23 protein-coding genes are annotated in these 23,458 nt (G+C 61.3%); 14 read left to right on the top strand and 9 right to left on the bottom strand.

Translation table 11 applies throughout. From position 1 onward, the window contains the following. Nucleotides 1–2 precede the first annotated feature (2 nt). From O6760_RS27910 to fdxA, 9 genes are all read right to left on the bottom strand, one after another. Nucleotides 3–1,415, bottom strand: a complete 1,413-nt coding sequence (locus O6760_RS27910) for a mannose-1-phosphate guanylyltransferase (RefSeq protein WP_269582921.1) — start codon at nt 1,413–1,415, stop codon at nt 3–5. A gap of 141 nt (nt 1,416–1,556) precedes the next feature. Further along, nucleotides 1,557–2,606, bottom strand: a complete 1,050-nt coding sequence (locus tag O6760_RS27915; RefSeq protein WP_269582922.1) for a PilZ domain-containing protein — start codon at nt 2,604–2,606, stop codon at nt 1,557–1,559. Continuing rightward, the gene (locus O6760_RS27920; RefSeq protein ID WP_269582923.1) at nt 2,603–4,135 is read right to left on the bottom strand and encodes a glycosyltransferase; all 1,533 of its coding nucleotides are present in this window, start codon (nt 4,133–4,135) and stop codon (nt 2,603–2,605) included. The genes O6760_RS27915 and O6760_RS27920 overlap by 4 nt, the downstream gene beginning before the upstream one ends. Before the next feature lie 6 nt (nt 4,136–4,141). After that, the gene (locus O6760_RS27925; RefSeq protein WP_269582924.1) at nt 4,142–5,458 is read right to left on the bottom strand and encodes a nucleotide sugar dehydrogenase; all 1,317 of its coding nucleotides are present in this window, start codon (nt 5,456–5,458) and stop codon (nt 4,142–4,144) included. Between the two features lie 800 nt (nt 5,459–6,258). Then, nucleotides 6,259–7,440 carry an alginate lyase family protein gene (locus O6760_RS27930; protein WP_269582925.1) on the bottom strand — a complete coding sequence of 394 codons (1,182 nt, stop codon included), beginning with the start codon at nt 7,438–7,440 and terminating at the stop codon, nt 6,259–6,261. A gap of 374 nt (nt 7,441–7,814) precedes the next feature. Continuing rightward, nucleotides 7,815–8,969, bottom strand: a complete 1,155-nt coding sequence (locus tag O6760_RS27935; protein WP_269582926.1) for an iron-containing alcohol dehydrogenase — start codon at nt 8,967–8,969, stop codon at nt 7,815–7,817. 202 nt (nt 8,970–9,171) lie between these two features. Continuing rightward, entirely contained in the window at nt 9,172–10,179 is a 1,008-nt protein-coding gene (locus O6760_RS27940) for a YeiH family protein (protein ID WP_269582927.1), read from the bottom strand. An 11-nt stretch (nt 10,180–10,190) separates the two neighbouring features. Next, a complete protein-coding gene (locus O6760_RS27945; protein WP_269582928.1) occupies nt 10,191–11,006 on the bottom strand; it encodes a ferredoxin--NADP reductase in 816 nt (271 codons plus the stop codon). Between the two features lie 68 nt (nt 11,007–11,074). Beyond that, nucleotides 11,075–11,401: a ferredoxin FdxA gene (fdxA, locus tag O6760_RS27950; protein ID WP_269582929.1), complete on the bottom strand. Its 327-nt coding sequence runs from the start codon at nt 11,399–11,401 to the stop codon at nt 11,075–11,077. Nucleotides 11,402–11,614: 213 nt separating this feature from the next. Here fdxA and O6760_RS27955 point away from each other — a divergent pair, with 213 nt between their 5' ends. The 14 genes from O6760_RS27955 (at nt 11,615) to O6760_RS28020 (ending at nt 23,357) form a co-directional block, all read left to right on the top strand. Beyond that, nucleotides 11,615–11,935 (top strand): DUF971 domain-containing protein, encoded by a 321-nt coding sequence (locus tag O6760_RS27955; protein ID WP_269582930.1) that lies wholly within the window; start codon nt 11,615–11,617, stop codon nt 11,933–11,935. Nucleotides 11,936–12,001: 66 nt separating this feature from the next. Beyond that, nucleotides 12,002–13,738, top strand: coding sequence for a fumarate reductase/succinate dehydrogenase flavoprotein subunit (locus tag O6760_RS27960; protein WP_269582931.1), 1,737 nt, complete (start codon nt 12,002–12,004; stop codon nt 13,736–13,738). Between the two features lie 21 nt (nt 13,739–13,759). After that, complete coding sequence (locus O6760_RS27965) at nt 13,760–13,993, top strand: 4Fe-4S dicluster domain-containing protein (RefSeq protein ID WP_148587465.1); 234 nt, start codon at nt 13,760–13,762, stop codon at nt 13,991–13,993. 10 nt (nt 13,994–14,003) lie between these two features. Further along, complete coding sequence (locus O6760_RS27970; RefSeq protein ID WP_269582932.1) at nt 14,004–14,957, top strand: HEAT repeat domain-containing protein; 954 nt, start codon at nt 14,004–14,006, stop codon at nt 14,955–14,957. Nucleotides 14,958–14,999: 42 nt separating this feature from the next. Next, nucleotides 15,000–15,803, top strand: a complete 804-nt coding sequence (locus O6760_RS27975) for a GntR family transcriptional regulator (RefSeq protein WP_269582933.1) — start codon at nt 15,000–15,002, stop codon at nt 15,801–15,803. After that, nucleotides 15,797–16,333, top strand: a complete 537-nt coding sequence (locus O6760_RS27980; RefSeq protein WP_269582934.1) for a TlpA family protein disulfide reductase — start codon at nt 15,797–15,799, stop codon at nt 16,331–16,333. Before O6760_RS27975 ends, O6760_RS27980 begins: the two co-directional genes overlap by 7 nt. Nucleotides 16,334–16,737: 404 nt before the next feature. Next, nucleotides 16,738–18,114 (top strand): ABC transporter substrate-binding protein, encoded by a 1,377-nt coding sequence (locus O6760_RS27985; protein WP_269582935.1) that lies wholly within the window; start codon nt 16,738–16,740, stop codon nt 18,112–18,114. A 103-nt stretch (nt 18,115–18,217) separates the two neighbouring features. Beyond that, on the top strand, nt 18,218–19,165 hold the full coding sequence (locus O6760_RS27990) for an ABC transporter permease (protein ID WP_269582936.1): 948 nt from the start codon (nt 18,218–18,220) through the stop codon (nt 19,163–19,165). Then, nucleotides 19,162–19,878, top strand: a complete 717-nt coding sequence (locus O6760_RS27995) for a hypothetical protein (RefSeq protein WP_269582937.1) — start codon at nt 19,162–19,164, stop codon at nt 19,876–19,878. Before O6760_RS27990 ends, O6760_RS27995 begins: the two co-directional genes overlap by 4 nt. Further along, nucleotides 19,875–20,726: an ABC transporter ATP-binding protein gene (locus O6760_RS28000; RefSeq protein ID WP_269582938.1), complete on the top strand. Its 852-nt coding sequence runs from the start codon at nt 19,875–19,877 to the stop codon at nt 20,724–20,726. The genes O6760_RS27995 and O6760_RS28000 overlap by 4 nt, the downstream gene beginning before the upstream one ends. Nucleotides 20,727–20,730: 4 nt before the next feature. Further along, entirely contained in the window at nt 20,731–21,339 is a 609-nt protein-coding gene (locus tag O6760_RS28005; RefSeq protein WP_269582939.1) for an SCO family protein, read from the top strand. Nucleotides 21,340–21,351: 12 nt separating this feature from the next. After that, on the top strand, nt 21,352–21,894 hold the full coding sequence (locus O6760_RS28010) for a copper chaperone PCu(A)C (protein ID WP_269582940.1): 543 nt from the start codon (nt 21,352–21,354) through the stop codon (nt 21,892–21,894). Between the two features lie 75 nt (nt 21,895–21,969). Then, nucleotides 21,970–22,596: a c-type cytochrome gene (locus O6760_RS28015; RefSeq protein WP_269582941.1), complete on the top strand. Its 627-nt coding sequence runs from the start codon at nt 21,970–21,972 to the stop codon at nt 22,594–22,596. 5 nt (nt 22,597–22,601) lie between these two features. Further along, nucleotides 22,602–23,357 (top strand): Crp/Fnr family transcriptional regulator, encoded by a 756-nt coding sequence (locus O6760_RS28020; RefSeq protein WP_269586369.1) that lies wholly within the window; start codon nt 22,602–22,604, stop codon nt 23,355–23,357. Nucleotides 23,358–23,458 lie beyond the last annotated feature (101 nt).

Raw genomic sequence — 23,458 nt, forward strand, 5'->3', positions numbered from 1 at the left:
GTTCAGGCAAACCGGGCCGCGGCAGCGGCCAGCTCGACTTCGGCCACCTGCGGAAACCAGTCTTCAATCGCGTGGTCGAGATCGGGACTGCTGCGCACATAGGTGAATTCGGCGTGACCGGTCGTGTTGCGGAGCGTGACCACCTGCCCTTCGCTGAAGGACACCGGAACACCCGGCAGGAACGGCTTGAAGGTACCGTCCTCGCTGTATTCCGCGGATCCGTCGCCGTGGATCATCCAGACCTCGTGCGCCGCGCCGGCAACCCGGTAGGTGATCGGAACGTGCTTCTTGATGGTGACGGCGCAGACCTGCCCCCCCTCGAAGGTGCGATCGATGCTGACCGTGCCCCAGGTGCGCGTCGCGCTGCGGCTGTATTTCACCTGTTTGGCATTGGTTGCCTTCAGGGTCTTGACGATGTCCTTGACGCGTTGCGCCTGATGCCGGGGCAGAACGACGACAGTGTCCTCGCTGTCGATCACGACCATGTCCTCGACATGTCCGAGCACCACCTTGCGCCCGGCCTGGGAATGGACAAAACAGTTGCGGGCTTCGGTCACCAGCGTGTCACCGACCAGCACGTTGCAACTCTCCTCGTCGTCCTTGTCGCTGATTTCCCAGAGCGCGGACAGGGACCCGATGTCGGCCCAGTCGATATCGTTGCAGGGCACCACGGCGACGCAGTCGCTTTTCTCCATGACCGCGATGTCGATGGGAACGTCATCGGGGCAGCGCGCGAAATCCTCGGCGCACGGCATATGGACGACATGGCTGGCGAACGGCCGGTTCTCACCGTTTCTTATCGCGCGGGACGTTGCTTCATGGGTCTCAGGCGCATGTTTGCGCAATTCGTCTGCCAGCACGGAGGCCTTGAACAGGAAGATGCCCGCGTTCCAGTAATACCCTGCCTCCACGAACTGCTCGGCCCTCTCCCGGTCCGGCTTTTCCAGAAAACCGCCGGGCTGGCGCACCAGCGCGCCGATCTCGACACCGTTGAGGAGATAGGGATCGGCCGGACGGATATAGCCGAAGCCCGTTTCCGGCGCCTTGGGAACGATGCCGAAGGTGACGATCTTTCCGTCCTCGGCGATCGGAATGGCGCGTTCGACAGCAGACACGAAGTTCTCGGGCTTGCCGACCACGTGGTCGGCTGGCATGGCCAGCACCAGGGCTTCAGGGTCCGTCGCGGCAAGTTTCAGGGCAACCACCGCCAGAGCGGCGGCCGTGCCGCGCTGAAGCGGCTCCAGAATGATGCCGTCATAGGCGCTGCCGACCTCATCCGCCTGGGTGTCCACAAGGTCCACGAAGGACTGTGTGGTCAGGAACCAGGGATTGGTGAAAACCGGATGGTCCACCCTCGAAAGAGTGTTTTGGAACAGGCTTTTTTCGTTGGTAAGGCGCAGGAACTGCTTGGGCATGTTGCTCCGGGAAAGCGGCCACAGACGCGACCCGGTTCCGCCAATCATGATTGCGGGTACAATTTTTCTCGAATTTACCAATTCAACCATTTTCCAGTCTCCAATAAAAAACGAGTTCGCGCCCCCCCGGATGCTCCCCCCCTAGCGCCAGGGCGCCATGTCGAAAACCGCGTAAACGGGCTGTCCGATCATCGAGGGGTCGAGCCGGGTGCCCGCGTCAACGACGACTTCAAGCTGCGTCGCCGTGTATTCGCTGATTTTCGGAACAGCCAGGATCTCAACGCCATCCACCTTGGTGCCGTCTAGGTAAGTCAATGAAATAGCTGGATTTTTAGAAAGTGTTTCCAGTCTGCGGAACGGAACGCGCAGGGTCACGTGCGGTTGCGCATCCTTTGGCACCAGGTTGAACACCTGGGCGCCGGCCCGACCGAAATAGGAGCCCTGCGGCCGTGCCTGCTGCAGGACATAGCAGTCGCAGGGGGAGATGATGTCGACCACCCTGTTGCCATCCAGATCCGGCGCATCAAGCGTGACGGTGGCCAGTTTCTGACCCGGTGTCACCTCGCGCGGCAGGTCCGCGACCTCGACCACCCCGTCCCGCGGCTGGTAGACGGTCACGACGTCCGACGAGACGCTTGCGGAAATCGCCTCGAAGGTGAACAGCCGCTTGTAGACGACATCGAACAGAAACAGGAACGCTGCGATGCCGACAACCGCGAAGATTGCCAGGCCGAAAATGCGTCCGGCCAGGCCGCTCTGCCCGGATGACGGAGCCGAGGCGACGACCGGCGACTTGATGCTTTCTGTTTCGGACATGGTGTTTCCCATTACGTAGATGTTCGTGTCTTGCTGAACCACGCGGCCGGCCAGGTAGAGGTCGGCAAAGTCGGACAGGGGTGCGGTCTTGTGCGCATCGTCGAGGATCTCGAGACCGGCCCGTCCTTCGTCCGGGTTGCACCAGACCACTCGTGTGGCGAGGGGAAGTTCGAGCACCGATCCGTTGGTCTCCAGGAGAACCGTGACGGTCAGGGTGCCGGGCACCTGCAGGGGAGCCGGCAGGTCGGCCAGTCCCAGTCCCGCAGCCGACCAGTCGCAGACCGTGACAGTTTCGCCGTCGATCCGTGCCTTCAGCGGAACCTTGTAGCGCGGGAACTGCCGGTCCGGGCGCTTTGCCTTAGCCACAGCACTCATGGAAAGGTCCTTTCCGAGACGCGCGGCATCCGCGGCGGCTGCTCTGACGTTGTGTAGTTGTGCATGTTCGACAGGAGCACCAGCACCGAAACGAAGACCAGCAGGGCCACGGTGTTGATCAGGTGCGACGACCATTCCTTGAAGCGGGCCTCGAAGGCACTGTCGGTCTTCTTGAGCGCGGTCTTCTGCCGGGTCCATTTCTGCCTGTCGAGCCGGAAGAAGATGATCACCTTCACCAGGGACCCGAAGATCTGGTTGAAATAGAGAAGCGGAATGTAGACGAGGTTGATCGAGGGCCTGACCGTCAGGAAGGTGAGTGCCAGCAGGTAGCGCGAGACCGCCACCCAGAGCATGTAGAACGCGAAGGTCCACGGCGTGATGAAGGCAGTCCCGAGCAGGGCCAGCGTAATGCCCGACAGGCTGGTCCACATGGAGATACGCTGATCGAGGATGGACCACCAGGTGAAGGCACCGATCTTCACGGGGCCGAGCTGCAGCGCGCGGGAATTGGTGCGCAGCATGTTGCCGAACCAGCGCGTCATCAGGGCGTAGGCAGACTTCAGGAAGTTCGGATCGGGCGGCTGCTCGATGGTTTCGACCTGGACATCCGGCACGTAATACATCTTGTAGCCATTCTTCAGCAGCCAGAACCAGCTCGACTTGTCGTCACCGGTCAGCATCTTGATGCGGCCGAGACGCCAGTGATGGATGTAGTCGTTCTGCACGTGATCGATGAACTCGGGACTGCAGGCGACCTCGGCGCGGAACATGGACATCCGTCCGGTGAGGGTCAGAACCCGCTGGGCGAGTCCGTGCGAGGACATCAGGATCTGCCGCTGCGCAAACCGCATGGAGTACCATTGCTTGAAGATCTCGGCGCCTTCGACGGTGCAGACTTCGTCCGTCGTGAGCGCCCCGAGCTGCGGGTCGATCTGGAACAGGCAGGCGCATTTGCGGACAAGATCCGGCGGGATGATGCTGTCGCCGTCGATCACCGACACTGTGTCGGCGCGCGCCGGATTGTAGGCCGCGATTGCCCGGAAGCCATGTGCCAGCGCGTCCCGCTTGCCGGTTCCGGGAATGCGCACGATTTCAAGTGTGAAAGGCAGTTTCTCGCCGTACATGACCTCGGCAAGGCGGCGAATGAGCCGCTCGTCGCCCAGTTCGACAATCGAGCAGACCACGGTTGCGCCCGCCGGTGCCTCGGCCGCGGCGATGAACGCCCCGCGATAGACCTTGGCAGTGGTCGGCGCATCGATCCGGAAGCTTGTGATCAGGAAAAACGCATGGCCGTACCCTTCAGCATCGGCCGTCCGTTCCGCGAGCTTTCGTGTACGCGGGAAACGGACCAGCCGGAACCAGAGGCTTCTGACCAGGTGTACCAGGCCCCAGGACCAGCGCCACATGCCGATGACGCCGACCAGGAGAATGGCATTCCGTGATTTTTCGTCAAAGGCGATGTCCGGCAAAAGCACTGCGCACAGCGCAATTGCCAGGACAAAGATGACGTGGGTCAGAATGGCGACCATATCGATTTACCAGACGAGGCCTTCGTAGTGGACACCTTCCGGTGCCTCGATCGGCAACCGGACGAGATCGACGATGCTCGCCCCTCCCCGCGCATTCTTGAGGGCTTCGCGGATCTGGTCGTTCTTGATGCCGATGATGATCGTGTCCACTTCGGACGTGACCTCATCCGCGGAGCTCTTGATGAAGTCCGCCAGGTGCGGGACGAAATTGCGGCCGCCATCGTCGATCGCGGACACGTTCGGATCGTAGATCGACAGCTTGTGGCCCTTGCTCATCAGGCGCTCGGCGAGCAGGACCAGCGGGCTTTCCCGCAGGTCGTCCGTGTCGGGCTTGAAGGTCAGGCCGAACATGCCGACCTTCCGGGCACCGCCGCGATTGACCAGGCGGAAGGCCCGGTCCAGCTGGTATTCATTGGCTTCGACCGCGGCATCCAGCACCGGCGTCGAGATGTTGTGGACCTTGCCGAAATGGCGCAGCGCCCGCAGATCCTTCGGCAGGCATGAACCGCCATAGGCGAAGCCGGGCTTCATGTAGGCCCGGGAGATGTTCAGCCGCGTATCCGCGCAAAGGACATCCATGACGACATGGCTGTCGATACCGACGGACTTGCACAGATTGCCGATCTCGTTGGAGAAGGAAATCTTGACGGCATGCCAGCAGTTGTTGGTGTATTTGACGATCTCGGCGCTGCGGATCGGAATGACATGTGGCTTGACCGGGATCTGCGCGCAAAGGGCCATGAGCGCTTTGACGGACTCTTCGTCGTCCTCGTATTTGCCGAAAACGATTGCCCCCGGTTCGTAGTAGTCGGAGATCGCGGTGCCTTCACGCAGGAATTCCGGATAGTAGGCAAGCCCGATATCCGTGCCGACCTTCTTGCCGGAGGACTTTTCCAGCGCCGGAATGACCTCGGCTTCCACGGTGCCCGGAAGAATTGTCGAACGCATCACGACGATGTGCCGGCCTTCCTTCTCGCGGATCGCTTCGCCGATCTGCTCGGAGACAAGCTTCACATAGCCGGTGTTGAGCGACCCATCCTCCTGGCTCGGAGTGCCCGTGCAGCAGAACGAGACGTCGGTTTCAAGGACGGCTTTCTTGAAGTCGCTGGTCGCCGACAGCATGCCGTTGTCGACGCCGGACTTGATCAGTGCGGACAGGCCCGGCTCATAGATCGGAGAGTTGCCCGCAGAAATTGCATCGACCTTGTAGCTGTCCGGATCGACCGCGACCACTTCAAAACCGTCCTTCACAAGACAGCCGGCAGATACGCAGCCCACATAGCCAGCACCGAAAATGCTTACCTTCAACTTCTTCTCGTTCATTTCCGAATCTCCAAAATTCAAGTCGGACTGGTGGCAACCGTTTCGGGCAGCCTTCTATAAACTACTGTTTTTAAGCACAGTTCCCCGATCACAGCCGAAGGCCGGCTGTGCTGGATTGCGCTCGTTGTTTCACTCGTCTTGATGTGCACAGAAATTTGTGCACCGCACTTTGTGCATCGCAAAACCAATTAATGAGAACTTAAAGGGACAATTAGAAATCGCGTCAAGACGAAATTTTCCTGACATTTTTTCAGGCTGCAAAAAAAATAATCAATTGACTGCACAACAATCGCGCTACCAATACGTGCATTGCTGCGAAACAATTTTGCTTGCTAATTTTACCATCATCCAAAATGACCAGAATTCGTCGCTTCCCCGCAATTTGATGAAAATTTGAACAGCTCTATTATTTCACCGGTGAAATGAACGATTTGGCGTCATTTTTCGTTAACCTTGCGGAAAGTCCGTGTTCACAAAACATTTCAGAGCCGGCTTCAGACGGCCAAACAGCCGCTCACTCTCCCTGGCAGGAGCGTATTAAATCGATTTGCGTTTGATTGAATTCGAGAAAAACGCGCCTGTAAGTTGATTTCGGACGGCTTTTGCCCCGAAAAATTCCGGCCTGACCAGACGAAAATCGGCGAGGCGAGCACCAACATGTGCAATCCGCGGGTCCGGGCGGAGCAAGGGCCCGCCCCCCTGCACAGCTTCAATATCTGCGCGTCAGACAGCGTCAAACAGAATACCCCGGCAGCTTGGCGCGGCCGGGGTTCTTCGAAAACGCAGGATGTCAGGCTGTTTCAGATGCCGAGCTGCTGAAATTGCAGGGCAGCCGAATAACTGGTTTCGCTGACTTTCACCTTCTGACGCATGCCAGAGTATCTTTCAAAATCAGCGGGGTCTTTCATCGCCTTTTGCATGGTTTGCTGAAGACGCTGGAACCCATCGAAACACTTCAACCCCTCGGCGGAGCCGTTGACCTGGTGCAACCTCGCGATTGCCGCCAGCGGGCGCAGGGCATAAAGGTGGTACTCCAGCGCCTTGGAACCGCGGCGCAACTCGCCGGGCAGCAGCCCGTTGGCGTCCACCTGACAGGACCCGATCTCGAAACTCCTGCGGCCCCAGGCCACCAGGTCCTGATCTTCGAGGACAACACCAATCGCTATCACCGAAAGGCCGGCCCAATATCTGTGATTGTTGGTGCGGGACTTGGGACCGAGGCGCATGGCGTAGGCCTCGATCGTGCTGTCGGCGATCTTGCGCAGCCAGGCATCGTAGTTGGCGCGTCGCTCATTGCTGAGTTCGACCTTTTGCGACACTTCATGCAATGCGAGCACGGCCTCGGCGACCCAGCGGTCCCGGCTCAGGACGGCGTCGGAGGTTTGCATGTCCGTCAGGGCATCGGCCCGAGCCCAGGAGTCCAGGCTTTTCAGGACACATTCCGCGCGAGCCTCCGCAACAGCAGACGTCGCGGATTTGGCATAGGCGACATTCGTCAGGAGCCTCACCGAGTTGCGGATCGGCTGCACCTGGCTTTTGCGCTTCTTATGCGCCAGCGGATCGATGGTTGACCGGGACTTGTCTGCCTGGTCGTATTTGGAATAGGTCGCGAGCTGGGCCGGCGGGGCCGGAGCGAGAAGGCAGTCCGGCACGTTGGCCTCAACCCGCGGAGCCTTGTCGCGGCGCAGCTGGAGGGGGCTGCCACCGAGCAGCGCCGCCAACCGGACCGCGGCGGAGCTCTTTTTCGGCACTTGCGCGGCCGGCGCTTGCTCCGCCTGCGGAAACAGCGCGTGCGGTGCTTCGATGCGATTGCCGCCAGCCTCGATACCCTGTCCGACAGGTTGCTGCGGCTCCGCGCCTGCGCGGTCATACCCGGTGTCCGTCAGGAGGGACGCGACCAGCCAGCCTTTGGCGGCACCTTGGCGCCCGTCCGCCGTGCCGTCCTCCGCAAACACGCTGGACCCCAGGCAAACAGACATCATCAAATTTACAAAAACAAAACTCTTGAAACGGAATTTCATTCGTTCGCTCCGCACTATTTGGCACGGAACGTAGCTTCAAGCTCGAAATATCCGATTGAGCGAAACTCTAAAATTTTAGGGATCCGACAATTTGACGATGTAATTTTTTGTAAAGATAAAGTTTTATCTAAATTGCGACTTGGCGCCGCGAAATTGTCGCTTGCGATTACCGGTCTCAAGCCTATTCGCCACTTGCCCTCCTCCAGGGTCGCCCCGGCAACAGCCTCGATCCGGTCGCCGCCCCGGACGTTCTGCGCAAGGCGCTGGAAGGTTTCCAAGGTCCCGCGTGAGGCCCAGGCACCACTCGAGCGGTAGGTGACGGGGTGCCGGGGTTCCTACAAGGCCTTGCCGTAAATCCCGAGCGCGGCCTCATAGGTCATCTCACGGGGATTGTTGACCAGGAGCCGGGTCTGTTTCATGGCGTCCTCCGCAAGGGTCGGCAGATTGTTGTGGCTCACGCCAACTTCCGAAAGCCTGGTCTGCATGCCAAGCTCCGGCCCCAGCTCCATGAAGCCCGTCACCATGCCTTCGACCATTTGCCGGGCGGGTTTGCCGGCAAGCTCGGGAAAGATGATCGGAGCGATTTCGGCGTAGAGCTTCTCGGCCTCCGGTGCGTTGTATTCCAGCACGTATGGCAGAACGAGCGCATTGGACAGTCCGTGGGGAACGTGGAAATGCCCTCCGAGCGGATAGGCCAGGGCATGCACCGCTGCCACCGGCGCATTGGCGAAGGCCATGCCGGCGAGCATCGATCCCAGAAGCATCGCGCTGCGGGCGTCACGGTCCCGAGGGCTGTGGCAGGCCGTTCGGATATTGGCCCCCAGCAATTCCAGCGCTTGCCGGGCAAGGCAGTCCGACACCACGTTCTTCCTGTGCCTGGAAGTATAAGCTTCGATGGCGTGCACCATGGCGTCGATGCCGGTTGCCGCCGTCACCGGTGCCGGCAGCCCCACTGTCAGTTCGGCGTCGAGGATGGCCCAGTCCGGCAGCAATTGCGGGGAAACAACCCCCTTTTTCTCGGATGTCGGCGTTGTCACGATGGAGATCGGCGTCACCTCGGACCCCGTGCCCGCGGTCGTCGGGGCGAGCACCAGCGGCAATCTTTCGCCCTTGACGAGGCCTACGCCGTACATCTCCCCGATCGGCTGATCGGTGTTGAGGAGCACCGCGATCAACTTGGCGGTGTCCATCGACGAGCCGCCGCCGACCGACACGACGCCGTCGACATTCTCCGCCCGGGCTTGCTCGACGGCGCCCAGGATTACCGTTTCCGGTGGATCGGCCAGAACGCCGGAAAACGTCCACACGTCCACGCCCGCGGCCTCAAGGCCATCGAGCGCCTGCCGGGCCAGTCCAAGCTCAAGGATGATCGCGTCTGTCACGAAGGCGACCTTTCGGCAGCCCATTCCGGCCAGTATCTCCCCGATCTTCGCGGTCGCGCCAACCTCGCACAGGACCGAGCGGGTGGTCTGGAAGCTGAACGGATTCATGGTCTTGTCCCCTTTGCGCCATGCCCGGCCCTCGAACCTTTTCAGGCCTCTTGATCCCCGGACGGAATGAAGCGCAGGGAAGCAGCCGCGATGCGCGCAGTGTTCGGAATATTGTCGACCGCGTCAATTCATCCAGACCGCGAATCCGGTCTTGACGGTGGACATTATGGCCGGCACCTGAGGGACGCAGTCTTTCAATGGGTCAGGTAAGTGTCACGGCAAAGAGCAGGCTGACGGCGGACAGAAGCACCAGGCTGGCGCTGACCCCGAGGATCAGTCTCGGACCGATCTTCAATAACCGGCGCAAATCGACGCTGAGGCCCAGCCCGGCCATGGCCACGACAAAGAGCGCGCGCGAAACATCCGACGTCAGTGTTTCAACCGGATCGGGGACATAACCCAGGTTGTTCATCAGGGCAGCCAGGAGGAAGCCCGGTATGAACCAGGGCAGTGTCCGGATCAGGCTGCCGCGTGGTTCCGCCTGAACCTGGTGACGGTTTTCACGCTTGCGCAGCAGCAGCGGCGCGACCAGGACCGCGGGAACGAGCATCAGCACGCGCATCAGCTTGACGGCCGTGCCCACCTGGGCGCTGAGCATGCTGACAGGCGCGGTCGCGGCCACGACCTGCGGAACCGCATAGACCGTCAGTCCGGCGAAGGTTCCGAACTGGAACGTGCTCAGACCGATGACCGGCGCCATGACGGGCAAGGCGATGACAAACGCGACGCCGAGAATGGAACTGAAGGTGATTGCGGCAACCACGTCCTCGTTGCCCGCATGCACGACAGGGGCGACCGCGGCGATCGCCGCATTCCCGCAAATGGCGTTTCCGCAGGCGACCAGCACGGCCAGGTCCTCGGGCAGGCCAATCGCCCTGCAGATCGCGAAACTGGTCACGATCATGACAACGACGAAGGACATGACCATGCCGACAAAGGCCAGGTTGCTGCCTTCGAAAACGCTCAGGTCTATGGAAAAGCCGAGCAGGAAGACGGCGACCTCGAGCACCGAGACTGTCCCGCAGCGGATGCCGGGGGCGCAGGCCTGCGGAATGCGGACAAAGGTTCTTATGCAGAACCCCAGCACGATGGCAGCGGTAAAGGGATCGATCAGCCGCACGCCCGCAAGAAGACTTCCGGCCTTGCCGATGCCGGCCGCAAGGGCGCTGACGACAAGACACAGGAGAAGTCCCGGCAGGAGCCCGGACATGGCCCGGGTCTTCATCCCGCGAAGGCCCTTTCGATGACGAATTCGGCCGGACGGTTGTTGGCGCCCTCGGTGAGCCCCGCCTTTTCCAGCAGCGCCTTGGTGTCCTTGAGCATTTCCGCGGAACCGCAGATCATGCCCCGGTCCGTTGCCGGGTCCAGGGGCGGCACGCCGAGGTCGTCGAACAGCTTGCCGTTCCCGATCAGGTCGGTGATCCGGCCCTGAAAAGGATACTCCTCGCGGGTGACGGAATTGTAGAGCCTGAGTTTCGAGGTATCGAACAGCTCGTTGAGCATTTCGTCCTGCTTGACCGCCTCGACCAGGTCCTGGCCGTATTTGAGCTCCGCCACTTCCCGGCAGGAATGGGTCAGGATCAACTCGTCGAATTTTTCGTAGGTTTCCGGATCCCGGATCACGCTGGCGAAGGGCGCAATGCCCGTGCCGGTCGAGAACATGTAGAGCCGGCGCCCGGCCACCAGTGCGTCGTTGACCAGTGTCCCCGTCGGCTTCTTGCGCATCAGGATCGCGTCGCCCGGCTGGATCTTCTGCAGGTGCGCCGTCAACGGGCCGTCGGGCACCTTGATGGAAAAGAACTCCATGTCCTCCGCCCAGGACGGACTGGCGATCGAATAGGCCCGGAACACGGGTTTGCCCTCGATCATCAGCCCGATCATGACGAACTCGCCCGAGCGGAACCGGAACCCGGCGGGACGGGTCATGTGAAAATGGAACAGCCGGTTGGTGTAATGGGTGACCTTGGTGACGGTTTCGACAAAGGTGCCCGCAGGTGCGCAGGCTTCCAGCTCTTCGGGGCGGGTCATGACATTCATGGCAAGCTCTCTCGGTTGGATCGGGTTCGCGGCGCGGGGGCCGGGTGAGCGGGCGGATACTTCCGTGTTCAGGCGGCTTTTTCGCTCAGTTGCTCGAGTTTGCCACCAACGCCATTCCAGTCCTCGGCATCCGGCAGGGCGTCGATCTTTTCGGTGATGACCGGCCAGAGGGCGGCGTATTTGGCATTGAGATCGATCCATTTCTGCGCTTCCGGATCGGTGTCGGCCAGGATGGCCTCGGCGGGGCATTCCGGTTCACAGACGCCGCAATCGATGCACTCGTCCGGATTGATGACGAGCATGTTCTCGCCCTCATAGAAGCAGTCGACCGGACAGACTTCGACACAGTCGGTGTATTTGCACCGGATGCAGTTTTCAGTGACGACAAAGGTCATTGGCCCCTCCGTTTTGATGAACTTTCGCCGTTATTGCGGTCCTTTTCCGAATTGTCGGTCAATTAGTTGCTATTGGCGTCTGCGGGCGTGTGGTCAGCTGCTTTCATCAAAGGCAAGGAGCTGAAACCCGTGATCCCGACCCCATCAGAACCAACCGTCCCCCTTCCCTCGCCCGACCGGCTGAGAAACTGTGAAGGCCCGGAGGAAATCCGGGTGACCGGCAAAGGCGCAGGATTGAAGCTGACCTGGCCGGACGGTCAGGTGCTTTCCTTCACCGCGCCGTTTTTGCGGGACAACAGCCAGTCGGCGCGAAGCAAGAAACTGAAACTTTCGGGCCTGGCCGTTCCGGCTGCCGCGGACCTGTCGATCAGCGCAGTTCGCCCGATCGGTTCCTACGCGATCAACATCGTCTTTTCCGACGGGTATGACCGCGCGATCTATCCCTGGGCCTATCTGCTGGACCTTGCCCAAACAGTGCAGCCCGCCCCGGAAAACAGCCCTCTGACACCAAATGATTTTCTGAAGGGCAATTAGTTGACCGACCGGCCGTGAGCGCCGGTCCTAGTCTGAATGCAATTGCTGGAGAGAGTGGAGACAGGCATGGATGACCTTCGTGCAGGATTGAATGAAGTGGATTGCGACCTGCTGGTGATCGGCGGCGGCACGGCCGGGCCGATGGCGGCCTACAGGGCGCGGAAGAAGAACCCGAACGCCAAGGTCATCCTGCTGGAAAAGGCCAACGTGAAACGGTCCGGCGCCATTTCCATGGGCATGGACGGCCTCAACAACGCGGTCATTCCCGGGCACTCGACGCCCGAGCAGTACACCAAGGAAATCACCATCGCCAATGACGGCATCGTCGACCAGGCGGCCGTCTACAAATATGCCCAGAACTGCTACGGCATCATCGAGGAGCTCGACCAGTTCGGCATCAGGTTCCAGAAGGACGAGAACGGCGAATACGACGTCAAGAAGGTTCACCACATGGGAACCTACGTCCTGCCGATGCCCAATGGCGACACCGTCAAGAAGGCGCTTTACCGTCAGCTGCGCCGGGCGCGCGTGCTGATTTCCAACCGCTACATGGCGACACGCCTGCTGACGGGAAAGAGCGGCCGCGCCGCCGGCGCGATCGCCGTCAACACCCGTACGGGCGAGTTCCTGGTGATCAAGGCCAAGGCCGTGATCATGTGCATGGGGGCCGCCGGCCGTCTCGGCCTGCCGACATCCGGTTATCTGTACGGCACCTACGAGAACCCGACGAATTCCGGGGAAGGCTATTCCATGGCCTATCACGCGGGTGCCAAGCTCGCGAACCTGGAGTGTTTCCAGATCAACCCGTTGATCAAGGACTATAATGGCCCCGCCTGTGCCTATGTGGCGGGTCCTTTCGGGGGCTATACCGCCAACTCGAAAAACGAACGATTTATCGAATGCGACTACTGGTCCGGCCAGATGATGCAGGAGTTCTACAACGAACTGCAGTCCGGCAAGGGACCGGTGTTCCTCAAGCTCAACCACCTGCACAAGGATACCGCCGATCACATCGAGCACATCCTGCACACGGTTGAGCGGCCGAGCCGCGGCCGCTTCCACGAGCAGCGCGGCACGAAATATTCCGAGCAGATGATCGAGATGCACATCTCGGAAATCGGATTCTGCTCCGGACACTCGGCCTCCGGGGTTTATGTCGACGAGTTCGCCCGCACCACCGTGCCAGGCCTCTATGCCGCCGGAGACATGGCGAGCGTCCCGCACAACTACATGCTGGGCGCGTTTACAAACGGTGCGATCGCGGGCGAACACGCTATCGAGTTCGCAGACGACGTCGATTTCGACGAATTCGACGACGCTGCGATCTCCCTCGAGCAGGAGCGTGTTCTGGCGCCGACAAGGCGCGACGACGGCATTCCACCGAACCAGATCGAATACAAGATCCGCCGCCTGGTGAACGACTACCTGCAGCCGCCGAAGGTGACGGCCAAATACGAGCTTTGCCAGGCCCGTCTTGCCGAGGTGCGCGAGGACATGGAAACCCAGATGATGGCCCGGGACGCGCACGAACTGATGCGGTCCATGGAAGTTACCAGCATCCTCGACTGCGCCGATATGGCCGCACATGCCTCGCTCTACCGGGCGGAGAGCCGCTGGGGCCTGTACCACTGGCGCTCGGACTATCCGGACTCCAATGACACGGACTGGAAATGCCACGTGCTCCTGTCCAAGCAGGGCGGCGCCATGACCTGCGAGAAAAAGGAGGTCGCGCCCTACATCATCCCGATCGCCGAGGATGAGAAGGACGCCTACTACAAACAACGCATCTCGGCCCAGGCCTGACCCGAAAGAACGGAGACACATATGCCCATTGCAAACACGCCGACAACCGTTCCTGTCGTGGTCGACGAGGGAAAATGCATCGCCGACAAGGGCTGCACGGTCTGTGTCGATGTCTGCCCGCTCGACGTGCTGCGCATCAGCGACCTGACCGGCAAGGCCTACATGAAATATGACGAGTGCTGGTACTGCATGCCCTGCGAGGCGGATTGCCCGACCGACGCCGTCACGGTCAACATTCCCTATCTGCTGCGCTGAGGAGGTCGAGATGGTGTTCGAACCTTTCGAGGACGAAAGCGATTTTGAGGATCTGGACGAGAAACTCTCCGATCCCGACCCGGCGGTGCGCCGGGTGGCGGTGATGGATCTCGCCGACACGGCCGATCCCGAAGCCATTCCGCTGATTGCCCGGGCGGTTGGCGATGACAGCGCGGAAGTCCGCCTGCAGGCCGCGATCGCGCTGGGAGAATTCGACGGGCTGGCCGCGGCCACCGCCCTGTGCGAGGCACTGCAGGACACGGACGGCAAGGTGGCTAGGGCCGCCGCGGACAGTCTTGCCGAACTGAAGGATCCGGACTCGGCGCCGCCCCTGCTGGCCCTGACCGGGCATGAGGATGCGAAGGTTCGCGAAGGGGCGCTGCTCGGCCTGAAGCAACTGCGCCGCCCCGATGCGCTGGCAAACGGCATCGAGGGCATGAAGGACCCGGTCGCAGCCGTGAGGATCCAGGCCCTCGGCGTGGTCGGCTATCTGAAGGCCGAGGAGGCCCTGCCCGCCCTGATCGCCAGCTGCCGGGACGAGGACCCGGAGGTCCGGCGGACGGCTGTCGGCGCACTCGCCTTTTCGAAATCCTCTCACGCCAAGGACGCCCTGCTGGCGGCGCTTCAGGACGACCACTGGGCCGTGCGCGAGATCGCGGCGGAGGTTCTCGGCAAGTTCTCCATGACCGACGAGGCGGCACAGCTCATTCCGCTGCTCGACGACGCCTACTGGCAGGTTCGGGTCAAGGCGGTGCGCAGCCTCGGAAAACTGAAGGTCGTGGACGCCGTGGACAGGATCGGGGCCCAGCTCGGCGAGCAGACCTCCAACCTGCGCAAGGAAGCGGCGGCGGCCCTCGGCGAGATCGCCGACCGGTCCGCCCTGCCGTTCCTGGAAAGCCTGGTGGACGATCCGGATCCGGACGTGCGCAAAAATGTTCGTTGGGCTTTGGCGCAAATCGAGTAATAATGCTGCAGAGCAGCATTTCGGCAAGGGGAGAGGCACAAGGTGGGCAGACTGGTGGCACGGCAGGTGGACAGGACGAAGGCGCATGTCGATACCCGCCTGTGTGACACCCGTCCCTCGGCGACCGCCTCTTCCCGTCCGCCGAAATATCAGGAGATCGGCAACACGCTGATGGATGCGATCCTGGCGGGGGATTTTCCTCCCGGCAGCTATCTTCCCAGCGAAAGCGCCTTGATGAAACGTTTCGGGGTCAGCCGGGTCACCATCCGGCTGGCCCTTAATGTATTGCGGGATGCCAGCCTGATCGTCGGGCACCAGGGCAAGGGCTATTTCGTGTGCACGCTGCAGGCGGTGCAGGATCTCGGCCGGCTGCAGGGGTTCGGGGAACTGATGGCGCCGCTCGGCGTGGAAACCCGTTCCGAAGTCCTTTCCGCAGAGATTGTCCCGGCTCCGGCGGCCGCTGCGGCGGCGCTGAGCCTGAAACGCGGTGAAGACCTGGTCAAGATCCGCCGCATTCGCATCGCCGCCGAGGAAGCGATGAGCATCGACGTCAGCTATTTTCCATTGTCCATCGGCCAGCGGCTGCTCGAACTCGATCTGCCGCACACCGATATTTTTGCGCTCATCGAAAACAAGCTCGGCATTGAAATCGGCTTCGCCGACATCACCATGACGGTGGTCCCGGTGGAACCCGATATCGGCCGTCTCCTGAATGTGAACGAAGGTGACGTGGTGATCCGCACCGAACGTCTTACCTTTGATGCATCCGGCAGGCCGATCGACTACGAACACCTGTTCGTGCGCGCGGACTGCCATCAATTCAAGATCAGGGTACCGAGATGGTGAGCTTCAACCGGCGGGACATTCTGGGTGGTCTTGCTGCCGGCGCGGTGGCGGTGACACCCGCCTTTGGCGCGGAACATGACTTCAAATATCTGGGCCTGGCCGAGCCGCCATTGGCGATTGATGCCCCCGAACTCGATATTCCGGACCTGTCCGGCACCATTCACAGGATCGGCGACTACCGCGGAAAGACCGTGGTGATCTCCTTCTGGGCGACCTGGTGTCCGCCCTGCCGGAAGGAAATGCCGACGCTGGCACGGCTGAACCGCGAACTGGGACAGGAGCGCTTTGCCGTTCTTGCCGTCAATGTCGGCGACCGGGAGGACAGGGTCCGTGATTTCCTTCAGAAGATCGATCACGATGCGTTGCCTGTCCTGCTGGATCAGGACACCAAACTCGCAAGCAAGTGGTTCATACGCGGCCTGCCGGTAACCTATGTTCTGGATGCCGGCGGCCGGGTGATCTACGGAGCAATCGGTGAAAGGGTCTGGGACTCTCCGGCCATGATATCCGGCCTCAAGTCCTTGAGCTGATCCGGAGTTAAATTCAAGTATTTCCTGCTTTCCGGCCCTGGCCGGGAAGCCTTGACGCCTTTTCACCAAATTCCCGAATAGAAAAAAGAGCAAACTTGATCGTCAAGTTTGCTGTTCTCCGTCTTGTCACGATCACAAAACACGTGCGCCTAATACAGGTTTTGCGAACTTGTATTACCGCTAAGCTTGCTGCACTGCATAAAAACCGCGCAACCTGCCATGCGGATAAGCGTTTCCCGGGTTGGAGGTTTCCGCCTCCATGGGCGGGACATTCCGTCATCCCGATATATACGTAGTCTTTTCAAGCTATTACAGAAATTTCCGTGTTTTCTTCCCTCAAGCTGGCACGGCTTTTGCGCCATTAAAACCGTCCTGAGATAGGCGGCACTACTTGAGGGAACGTTATGACGCAGAAAACACTTGGATTCGGATTGGGGCTCGCACTCGCGGTCGCACTCCCCAGCATTCCTGCATTGGCCAAGACCATCGACATCGCGATCGGTCACCAGAGCATGTGCACGGACACCTACACCGCGGGCATCGTGGTGAAGGAACTCGGACTTCTGGAAAAGAACCTTCCGAAAGACGGCGACTACGCGGATGTCGACTACAACATCTCGTGGGCGGATTATTCGTCCGGCGGGCCGATCACCAACCAGATGCTCGCCAACAAGCTGAATATCGGCGTGATGGGTGACTATCCGCTCATCGTGAACGGTGCGAAGTTCCAGGAAACGGATTCCCTGCGAACACTCTACATTGCCGGAACCGGCTACAACCTGAAGGGCAGCGGCAACGCCGTCGTCGTGCCGGTGGACAGCGACATCTACTCCTTTGACCAGCTCAAGGGCAAATCGGTTTCGACACCGGTCGGGTCGGCGGCCTGGGGCATGCTCCTGAAGGCCATGCAGGACAACGGCATCAGGGAAGACGTTTCCCTGAAGAACCAGAGCCCAGCCGTTGGCGCTGCCAACATCGCGGCCGGCAAAATCGACGCGCATTCCGATTTCTGCCCCTGGTCCGAGATCATGGAATTCCGCGGCACGGGCCGGAAAATCTACGACGGCAGTGAAGCCGGTGTTCCCTACCTGCACGGCGTCGTGGTCCGCCAGGACTTCGCCGAGGAATATCCGGAAGTCGTCACGGCCTTCCTGAAGGCCGTCATCGAGGCCGGCAAGTGGATCGAGGACAATCCGAGTGAAGCCGTCGACCTGATGGAAAAATGGACCGGCGTGGAGAAGGAAGTCCTCTACATCTACTTCTCCAATGGCGGTCACCTGACGCTGGATCCGACCATCAAGGACGCCTGGGTCGATGCCCTGAAGCTGGACCACACGGTCCTGGTCAAGGAAAAGGCCATCCCGCCGCTCGACTTCGATGCGTGGATCACCGAGGACTACATCAAGGCGGCCTATTCCGATCTTGGAATGGACTATGAAGCCGACAAGGCAAAGGTCGTCGATCCCGAGGCGGCCAATGCCGGTCTGCCCGCCGAGATCTGGCACTCCCGCGACGGCATTCTCAAATACGGGTCCATGCCGGAGTTCCTCAAGGCCGTTGCCGAATTCCAGGGGACCGGAGCCAAGCTCAACGCGACCTATGTCTACGACAAGTCGACCGGCCTGAAGCTCTTCGGCAAGACCGCCTATTTCGTCCTCGGTGAGGACGGTTCCTACGAGACCTTCCTGCGCAAGCCGGATGCGGAAACCTATGCCGCCGAGGTCAAGGGCCAGCTCATCGACCTGCCGACGGCGGTCGCGGCCTTCATTCCCACCGAATAACAAAATCAACCCGGGCGCCGCGGCTTTCACCGCGGCGCCCGCCAAAATGTGCTTCCAGCCCGTTCGCGCCCGGGTCTGCCGCCGTCTATTGAGGGAGAAATTCATGAGCAATTTGGGTCAGGCCACCGACGTGGCCGAGGAAAGGGAACAGGGGCCGGAGCCCTCCGCTCCCGCCCAAAGGAAGGAAGACCTGGTCGGATTCGCGGATGCGCCCGGCATGTCGGGCGAGGACGTCTTCGAAAAGCTGCGGGAAAGCGTTGCAAACGGTCTCGGACTGCTGAGGAAGAACGCGCTCACCATCCTGCTGAGCCTGGTCTCGCTCGCCGCCGGTATCCTGCTGTGGCACCTGGCGACCACCTACAAGGTCGATTTCTACATCAATTTCGAGAACATCCCCTCCCCCGCGAAGGTGTTCACGGCCTTCTGGACTCATCTGGGCGAAGAGGAATTCTACATCCATATCGGCGTTTCGATGCAGCGGATCCTGATCGGCTATGTCACGGCATCGGTACTCGGCATTGCCGCCGGCGTGCTGATGGGCCGGTCGAAGATCGCCCGCTCGCTGATCTATCCCTATATCGAGGTGCTCCGTCCGATCCCTGCCGTTGCCTGGATCCCGCTCGCCATCCTGATGTGGCCGACCGAGGAAGCCTCGATCATCTATATCACGCTGCTCGGCGCCCTGTTCCCGATCGTGCTCAACACGCTTCATGGCGTGGAACAGACGCCGGAAGTCCTGGTCCGCGCCGCCAAGTCGCTCGGGGCATCCCGAATGCAGATCTTCTGGCATGTCATCCTGCCCGCCGCCCTTCCGAGCATTGCCGCGGGCCTGGCCATCGGCATGGGCGTCAGCTGGTTTTCATTGCTTGCCGGCGAAATCATTTCCGGCCAGTACGGCATCGGCTATTTCACCTGGGACGCCTATTCGCTGATCAACTACCCGGACATCGTCGTCGGGATGCTGGTGATCGGCGGTCTCGGCACCCTGTCCACCTATGCGGTGAAACTCGCCATGAAACCGCTGCTTGCCTGGCAGAAGAGGGCAAGATGACGGTGCTTGCCCTCGGCAGGAGACTGGCGGTTGCGGGCGCCTGCGTCCGCTCCAGGTTCGGACTGTGGCTGGCGCTGACCGCGGGCTTCACCGTGGGCTATTACGCCCTGCTGATGAGTGCGCTGATTGTCCGCTTCGGCGCCCTGCCGAACTACGCGACCGCCTACAACTGGCCGGCAAACGTGTGGACCATCTACCGCTCGACGCCCTCTTTCAGCGACGTTCCGCCAATCGTCGCCGAGGAGTATCTTCTCGAGTTCGGCTACATGAACTACGACTTTGGCCACGGCATATCCGAATGGGCACTGAATATCCTGCCCTACAAGGTGTTCCTGGTCATGATCCTCGCCGGCCTGCTGGCGACCAGCCTTCTCCTGTTGAAAGCCAAAACCGGCTGTCCGACCTCGACACGTCTCAAGGCCGGCACCGCAACGGGCCTGGGTGCCGGCTTTGTCGCCGTGACCTCGGCGACGATGAGCTGGGTGGTGTGCTGTGCCACGCCGACCTGGATCGTGGGCCTGTCGATGCTCGGCCTCAGCGTTTCCGCGTCCTTCTGGGTGGAGCCCGCAGGCCCCTACCTGACGGCCGGCGGCTATGCGCTGTTGGCCGCCACGGTGCTCATCCTTGCCGATCCCGGCCCGTCGGACCGCCACGCCGCGACAGCAGCCAGCCCAGACACCCAATCTTCCTCCGCGAAAGGAGTGCATGCATGACCACGCAAGTCGTGTCCCTGAAGGAACACATCCCCCACCGGCCGCTCGCCGCCCAAAAGGACATCGGCCACATAGAAATCGAGGATGTCGAGATCGTCTTCGGCAAGGGAGCCACCGCCAACCAGGCCGTGAAGAAGACTTCGCTCGACATCAAGCCCGGTGAGTTCGTCTGCATCCTCGGCCCCTCCGGCTGCGGAAAGTCGACCTTGCTGAACTCGATCGCGGGCTACGTCACGCCCTCGAGCGGCACCGTCTCGGTCGATGGGAAAGTCGTCAAGGATCCCGGGCCGGACAGGGGCATGGTGTTCCAGCAATATTCGCTGTTTCCGTGGAAGACGATCCGCGACAACATCGCCTTCGGGCCCAAGGTCGCGGGTCGGACCAATGTGGAGTGCAGCTCCATCGCCAACACCTTCCTGGAAATGGTCGGCCTGTCCCGGTTCGCGGACAAGTACCCCTCGGAACTCTCCGGCGGCATGCAACAGCGGGTCGGCATCGCCCGGGCGCTGGCCAACTACCCGTCCGTGCTCCTGATGGACGAACCTTTCGGGGCGCTCGACGCCCAGACCCGCCTGATGATGCAGGAAAACCTTTTGTCGCTCTGGAGCGAGTTCGGCATCACGGTCGTGTTCGTTACCCACGATGTCGACGAGGCCATCTTCCTTGCCGACCGGGTCCTGATCATGAGCGCGAGCCCGGGCTCGATCATCGACGACCTGGAGGTCACCCTGCCGCGCCCGCGCGATCCGGCCATGGCCACGGGTGCCGAGTTCATGGCCCTGAAGAAGATCTGCCTCGACCAGATCCGCGCCGAAAGCCTGAAAGCCTTCGAACAGCAGAACAGGTAAGCCCATGCGACGCATTCTCCCGGGCTTGTGTCTGGCCCTGCTCCTACCGCTCGCTTCAATTACCGCAGCCGCGCAGGGGGTGCAGGGCGTCATTCTGGAGGAGCCGGTCAAGGTCGGCGACTTTTCCCTGGCTGCACAGGACGGGTCGCCCTTCACCCAGGATGAGCTGAAGGGCGGCTGGACCCTGCTCTTCCTCGGATTCACCCATTGCCCCGATGTCTGCCCGTTCACGCTCGCCAATCTTGAGGCGGTGCGCACCGAACTTTCCCAACTCGTTTCACCCGCCAGGCTGCCGGAAGTGGTGTTCCTGGCCGTGGATCCTGACCGGGACGAAGAGCTGCTGGCGGACTATGTCACCCATTTCGGGATTTCCTTCACGGGCATCACGGGCGAGCGCGCCGAGATCGACAAGCTGGTGGAAAGCATCGACGGCTTCTACCGCCTGGAAAAATCCGACGCCGAAGACGTTGCCTATGACGTCACCCACAGCGCGGCCGTCACGGTGATCAACCCGGAGGGCGCCATCACGGCCAAGATCAGCCCGCCGTTTCATCCGGTCAACACCGCGAATTACCTGTTCCGCCACATGCGTGGGCTGGATGTCGTGAACTGAGAGGAGTTCCAAATGCCTGCCACCTCCCTTTGCCGGAAACTGGTTTCCGGTCTGACCGCAACCGTCGCCGTGTCCGCCCTGGTCCTCGGCCCAGTGCAGGCCGGTGAAAGTCATTCCCACCAGCACATGTCGGCGGACAGGCAGGCGACCGGTCTCGTCGTCACACAAGCCGTGTCCCCGGCAGCGCCTCCGGGAATCAAGACATCGGCCGTCTATCTGCTTCTCGAAAATGCCGGCGATGCGGCCATCGACCTTGTGTCGGTCGAGAGCCCCGCCTTTGCCATGGCGCATCTCCACAAGACCTCCACGGCGGACGGTCTGATGACCATGGAGCCGGTCGCGCAACTCGCCATCCCCCGCGGAGAAACCGTCATGTTTGCCCCCGGAGGACTGCACATCATGCTGATGGGCCCAAGGGAGCCCCTTGGTCCCGGTGACAGTTTTCCCCTCTCCCTGGTGTTCGGTGAAGGCCAGGCCCTGACTGTCGACGTCGCGGTCGTGAAACCCGGCGAACTGCCGGCCACTCATGACCACAGTTCCATGAAGATGAACTGAAGGCAGTCCGGCGTGATAGATCAAGGTTGCCGCGCAACACAATTGCCCGCAGGGCTCCCCTCCCGGCGGAGCCCGGTGGCTGCGTTGGTTCAGGGCGTCCTCTTCCTCGCAGCGGCGGCCGGATCACATCCGGCCCGCGCCGACATGATCGACACGAGCGGCATGCAGCCCTGGGAAATCTGCGGGTTGTGCCATTCGCTCGACGGCATCAGCGCCATGGCCAGGTTTCCGAAACTGGCCGGACAGCGGCCGGACTACATCATCAAGCAGTTCCGCGATTTCCACGGCGGCTCCCGCCAGAACGATGGCGGCCAGATGCAGGCGATCACCACCGAGATCGACATGGAGGAGCTGCCGGAGATCGCCGCCTATTTCGCCGACCTGCCGCCACCGCCGGCGGTCGAGCCGGATGACACGGGCGGCCTTGCGTCGGCAGGCGCCCTTTTCCGGGAGGGACGCGGCGACATACCCGCGTGCCTGTCCTGCCACGGCGGCACGGATCCGGACCTCCCGCTTGCACCCTGGCTGGAAGCACAGCACGCGGACTATCTGGCAAAGCAGCTCAACGACTTCAGGCAGGGCAACCGCAGCAACGACCCGGATGGTGTCATGCGGTCCATCGCCACCCGCCTGTCGGAGACAGACATTGAAACCCTGACGGCATTCATTGCCGGTCAGGAACGACCGGAGAGGACACCGTGAACAAGATGCTCGGCAACCCGAACAGGATCAAGGGCCAGCAGGTCCCGTCGCCGGATCGCGTATCGGCGGTCTATCTGAGTGAAGTGCTGTCGGATCTGGACGAAGGCTCCGATTTCCTGAACCGGCTCTCCGGAGAGGACATGGCGACCGTGAGGGCCGCCGGATCCCAGGTCCGGTTTTCCAAGGGAGAAGGCGTCTTCTTCCAGGGAGACCGCCACAACGGTATCTGGCTGATAGAAACCGGCAGCGTGCGGACCTTCTATGCCGGTCCGTCGGGCCGTGAAATCACGCTTGCCCTTTGGACCCCGGGTCATTTTGTCGGCGGTCCGGAGATTTTCGGAGGCGGCACCCACATGTGGTCCGCCGACGCTCCGGAGGATGTCGAACTGCTCTACCTGACGGGCCAGCGCATCAGGCAGCTCATCGACACCGTGCCCGGCTTTGCCATCTGCATCATCGAGGGCCTCGTTGCCAAGGGCAAATGCTATTCCGCCCTCGTGCAGATGCTCGGCACCCGGTCGGTGACCGAACGGCTCGCCCAATTGCTGATCATCCTTGCCGACACGCATGGAAGGCCGGAGGGCAACCGGCTTGTCATCGAGAAGAAGATCACCCACGAACATCTCGCCGCTATCGTCGGCTCCACCCGCCAGTGGGTGACCATGACGCTGGACAAGTTCCAGAAAAAGGGCCTGATCTGCGTGGGGCGAAACCGGATCACGGTTGAAAATTATGAGCTGCTTCAGGGCCTTGCCGGCTGAACACCAGTCTTGATCCCCTTCCCTGCCGAACACGATCCGGCACTGGCTACCGCTGCGATTGCAAAACCTTGATGGGCGGCGACGCGCCACTCGCGGCCGGA

This window comes from Roseibium sp. Sym1, from assembly GCF_027359675.1.
Classification (GTDB): domain Bacteria; phylum Pseudomonadota; class Alphaproteobacteria; order Rhizobiales; family Stappiaceae; genus Roseibium.

What these genes read in the sequence shown, in the direction of transcription:
- O6760_RS27910 (WP_269582921.1), bottom strand. Translation starts at nt 1,415, where the DNA reads ATGCCCAAGCAGTTCCTGCGCCTTACCAACGAAAAAAGCCTGTTCCAA.
- O6760_RS27915 (WP_269582922.1), bottom strand. Translation starts at nt 2,606, where the DNA reads ATGAGTGCTGTGGCTAAGGCAAAGCGCCCGGACCGGCAGTTCCCGCGC.
- O6760_RS27920 (WP_269582923.1), bottom strand. Translation starts at nt 4,135, where the DNA reads ATGGTCGCCATTCTGACCCACGTCATCTTTGTCCTGGCAATTGCGCTG.
- O6760_RS27925 (WP_269582924.1), bottom strand. Translation starts at nt 5,458, where the DNA reads ATGAACGAGAAGAAGTTGAAGGTAAGCATTTTCGGTGCTGGCTATGTG.
- O6760_RS27930 (WP_269582925.1), bottom strand. Translation starts at nt 7,440, where the DNA reads ATGATGTCTGTTTGCCTGGGGTCCAGCGTGTTTGCGGAGGACGGCACG.
- O6760_RS27935 (WP_269582926.1), bottom strand. Translation starts at nt 8,969, where the DNA reads ATGAATCCGTTCAGCTTCCAGACCACCCGCTCGGTCCTGTGCGAGGTT.
- O6760_RS27940 (WP_269582927.1), bottom strand. Translation starts at nt 10,179, where the DNA reads ATGTCCGGGCTCCTGCCGGGACTTCTCCTGTGTCTTGTCGTCAGCGCC.
- O6760_RS27945 (WP_269582928.1), bottom strand. Translation starts at nt 11,006, where the DNA reads ATGAATGTCATGACCCGCCCCGAAGAGCTGGAAGCCTGCGCACCTGCG.
- fdxA (WP_269582929.1), bottom strand. Translation starts at nt 11,401, where the DNA reads ATGACCTTTGTCGTCACTGAAAACTGCATCCGGTGCAAATACACCGAC.
- O6760_RS27960 (WP_269582931.1), top strand. Translation starts at nt 12,002, where the DNA reads ATGGATGACCTTCGTGCAGGATTGAATGAAGTGGATTGCGACCTGCTG.
- O6760_RS27965 (WP_148587465.1), top strand. Translation starts at nt 13,760, where the DNA reads ATGCCCATTGCAAACACGCCGACAACCGTTCCTGTCGTGGTCGACGAG.
- O6760_RS27970 (WP_269582932.1), top strand. Translation starts at nt 14,004, where the DNA reads ATGGTGTTCGAACCTTTCGAGGACGAAAGCGATTTTGAGGATCTGGAC.
- O6760_RS27980 (WP_269582934.1), top strand. Translation starts at nt 15,797, where the DNA reads ATGGTGAGCTTCAACCGGCGGGACATTCTGGGTGGTCTTGCTGCCGGC.
- O6760_RS27985 (WP_269582935.1), top strand. Translation starts at nt 16,738, where the DNA reads ATGACGCAGAAAACACTTGGATTCGGATTGGGGCTCGCACTCGCGGTC.
- O6760_RS27990 (WP_269582936.1), top strand. Translation starts at nt 18,218, where the DNA reads ATGAGCAATTTGGGTCAGGCCACCGACGTGGCCGAGGAAAGGGAACAG.
- O6760_RS27995 (WP_269582937.1), top strand. Translation starts at nt 19,162, where the DNA reads ATGACGGTGCTTGCCCTCGGCAGGAGACTGGCGGTTGCGGGCGCCTGC.
- O6760_RS28000 (WP_269582938.1), top strand. Translation starts at nt 19,875, where the DNA reads ATGACCACGCAAGTCGTGTCCCTGAAGGAACACATCCCCCACCGGCCG.
- O6760_RS28005 (WP_269582939.1), top strand. Translation starts at nt 20,731, where the DNA reads ATGCGACGCATTCTCCCGGGCTTGTGTCTGGCCCTGCTCCTACCGCTC.
- O6760_RS28010 (WP_269582940.1), top strand. Translation starts at nt 21,352, where the DNA reads ATGCCTGCCACCTCCCTTTGCCGGAAACTGGTTTCCGGTCTGACCGCA.
- O6760_RS28020 (WP_269586369.1), top strand. Translation starts at nt 22,602, where the DNA reads ATGCTCGGCAACCCGAACAGGATCAAGGGCCAGCAGGTCCCGTCGCCG.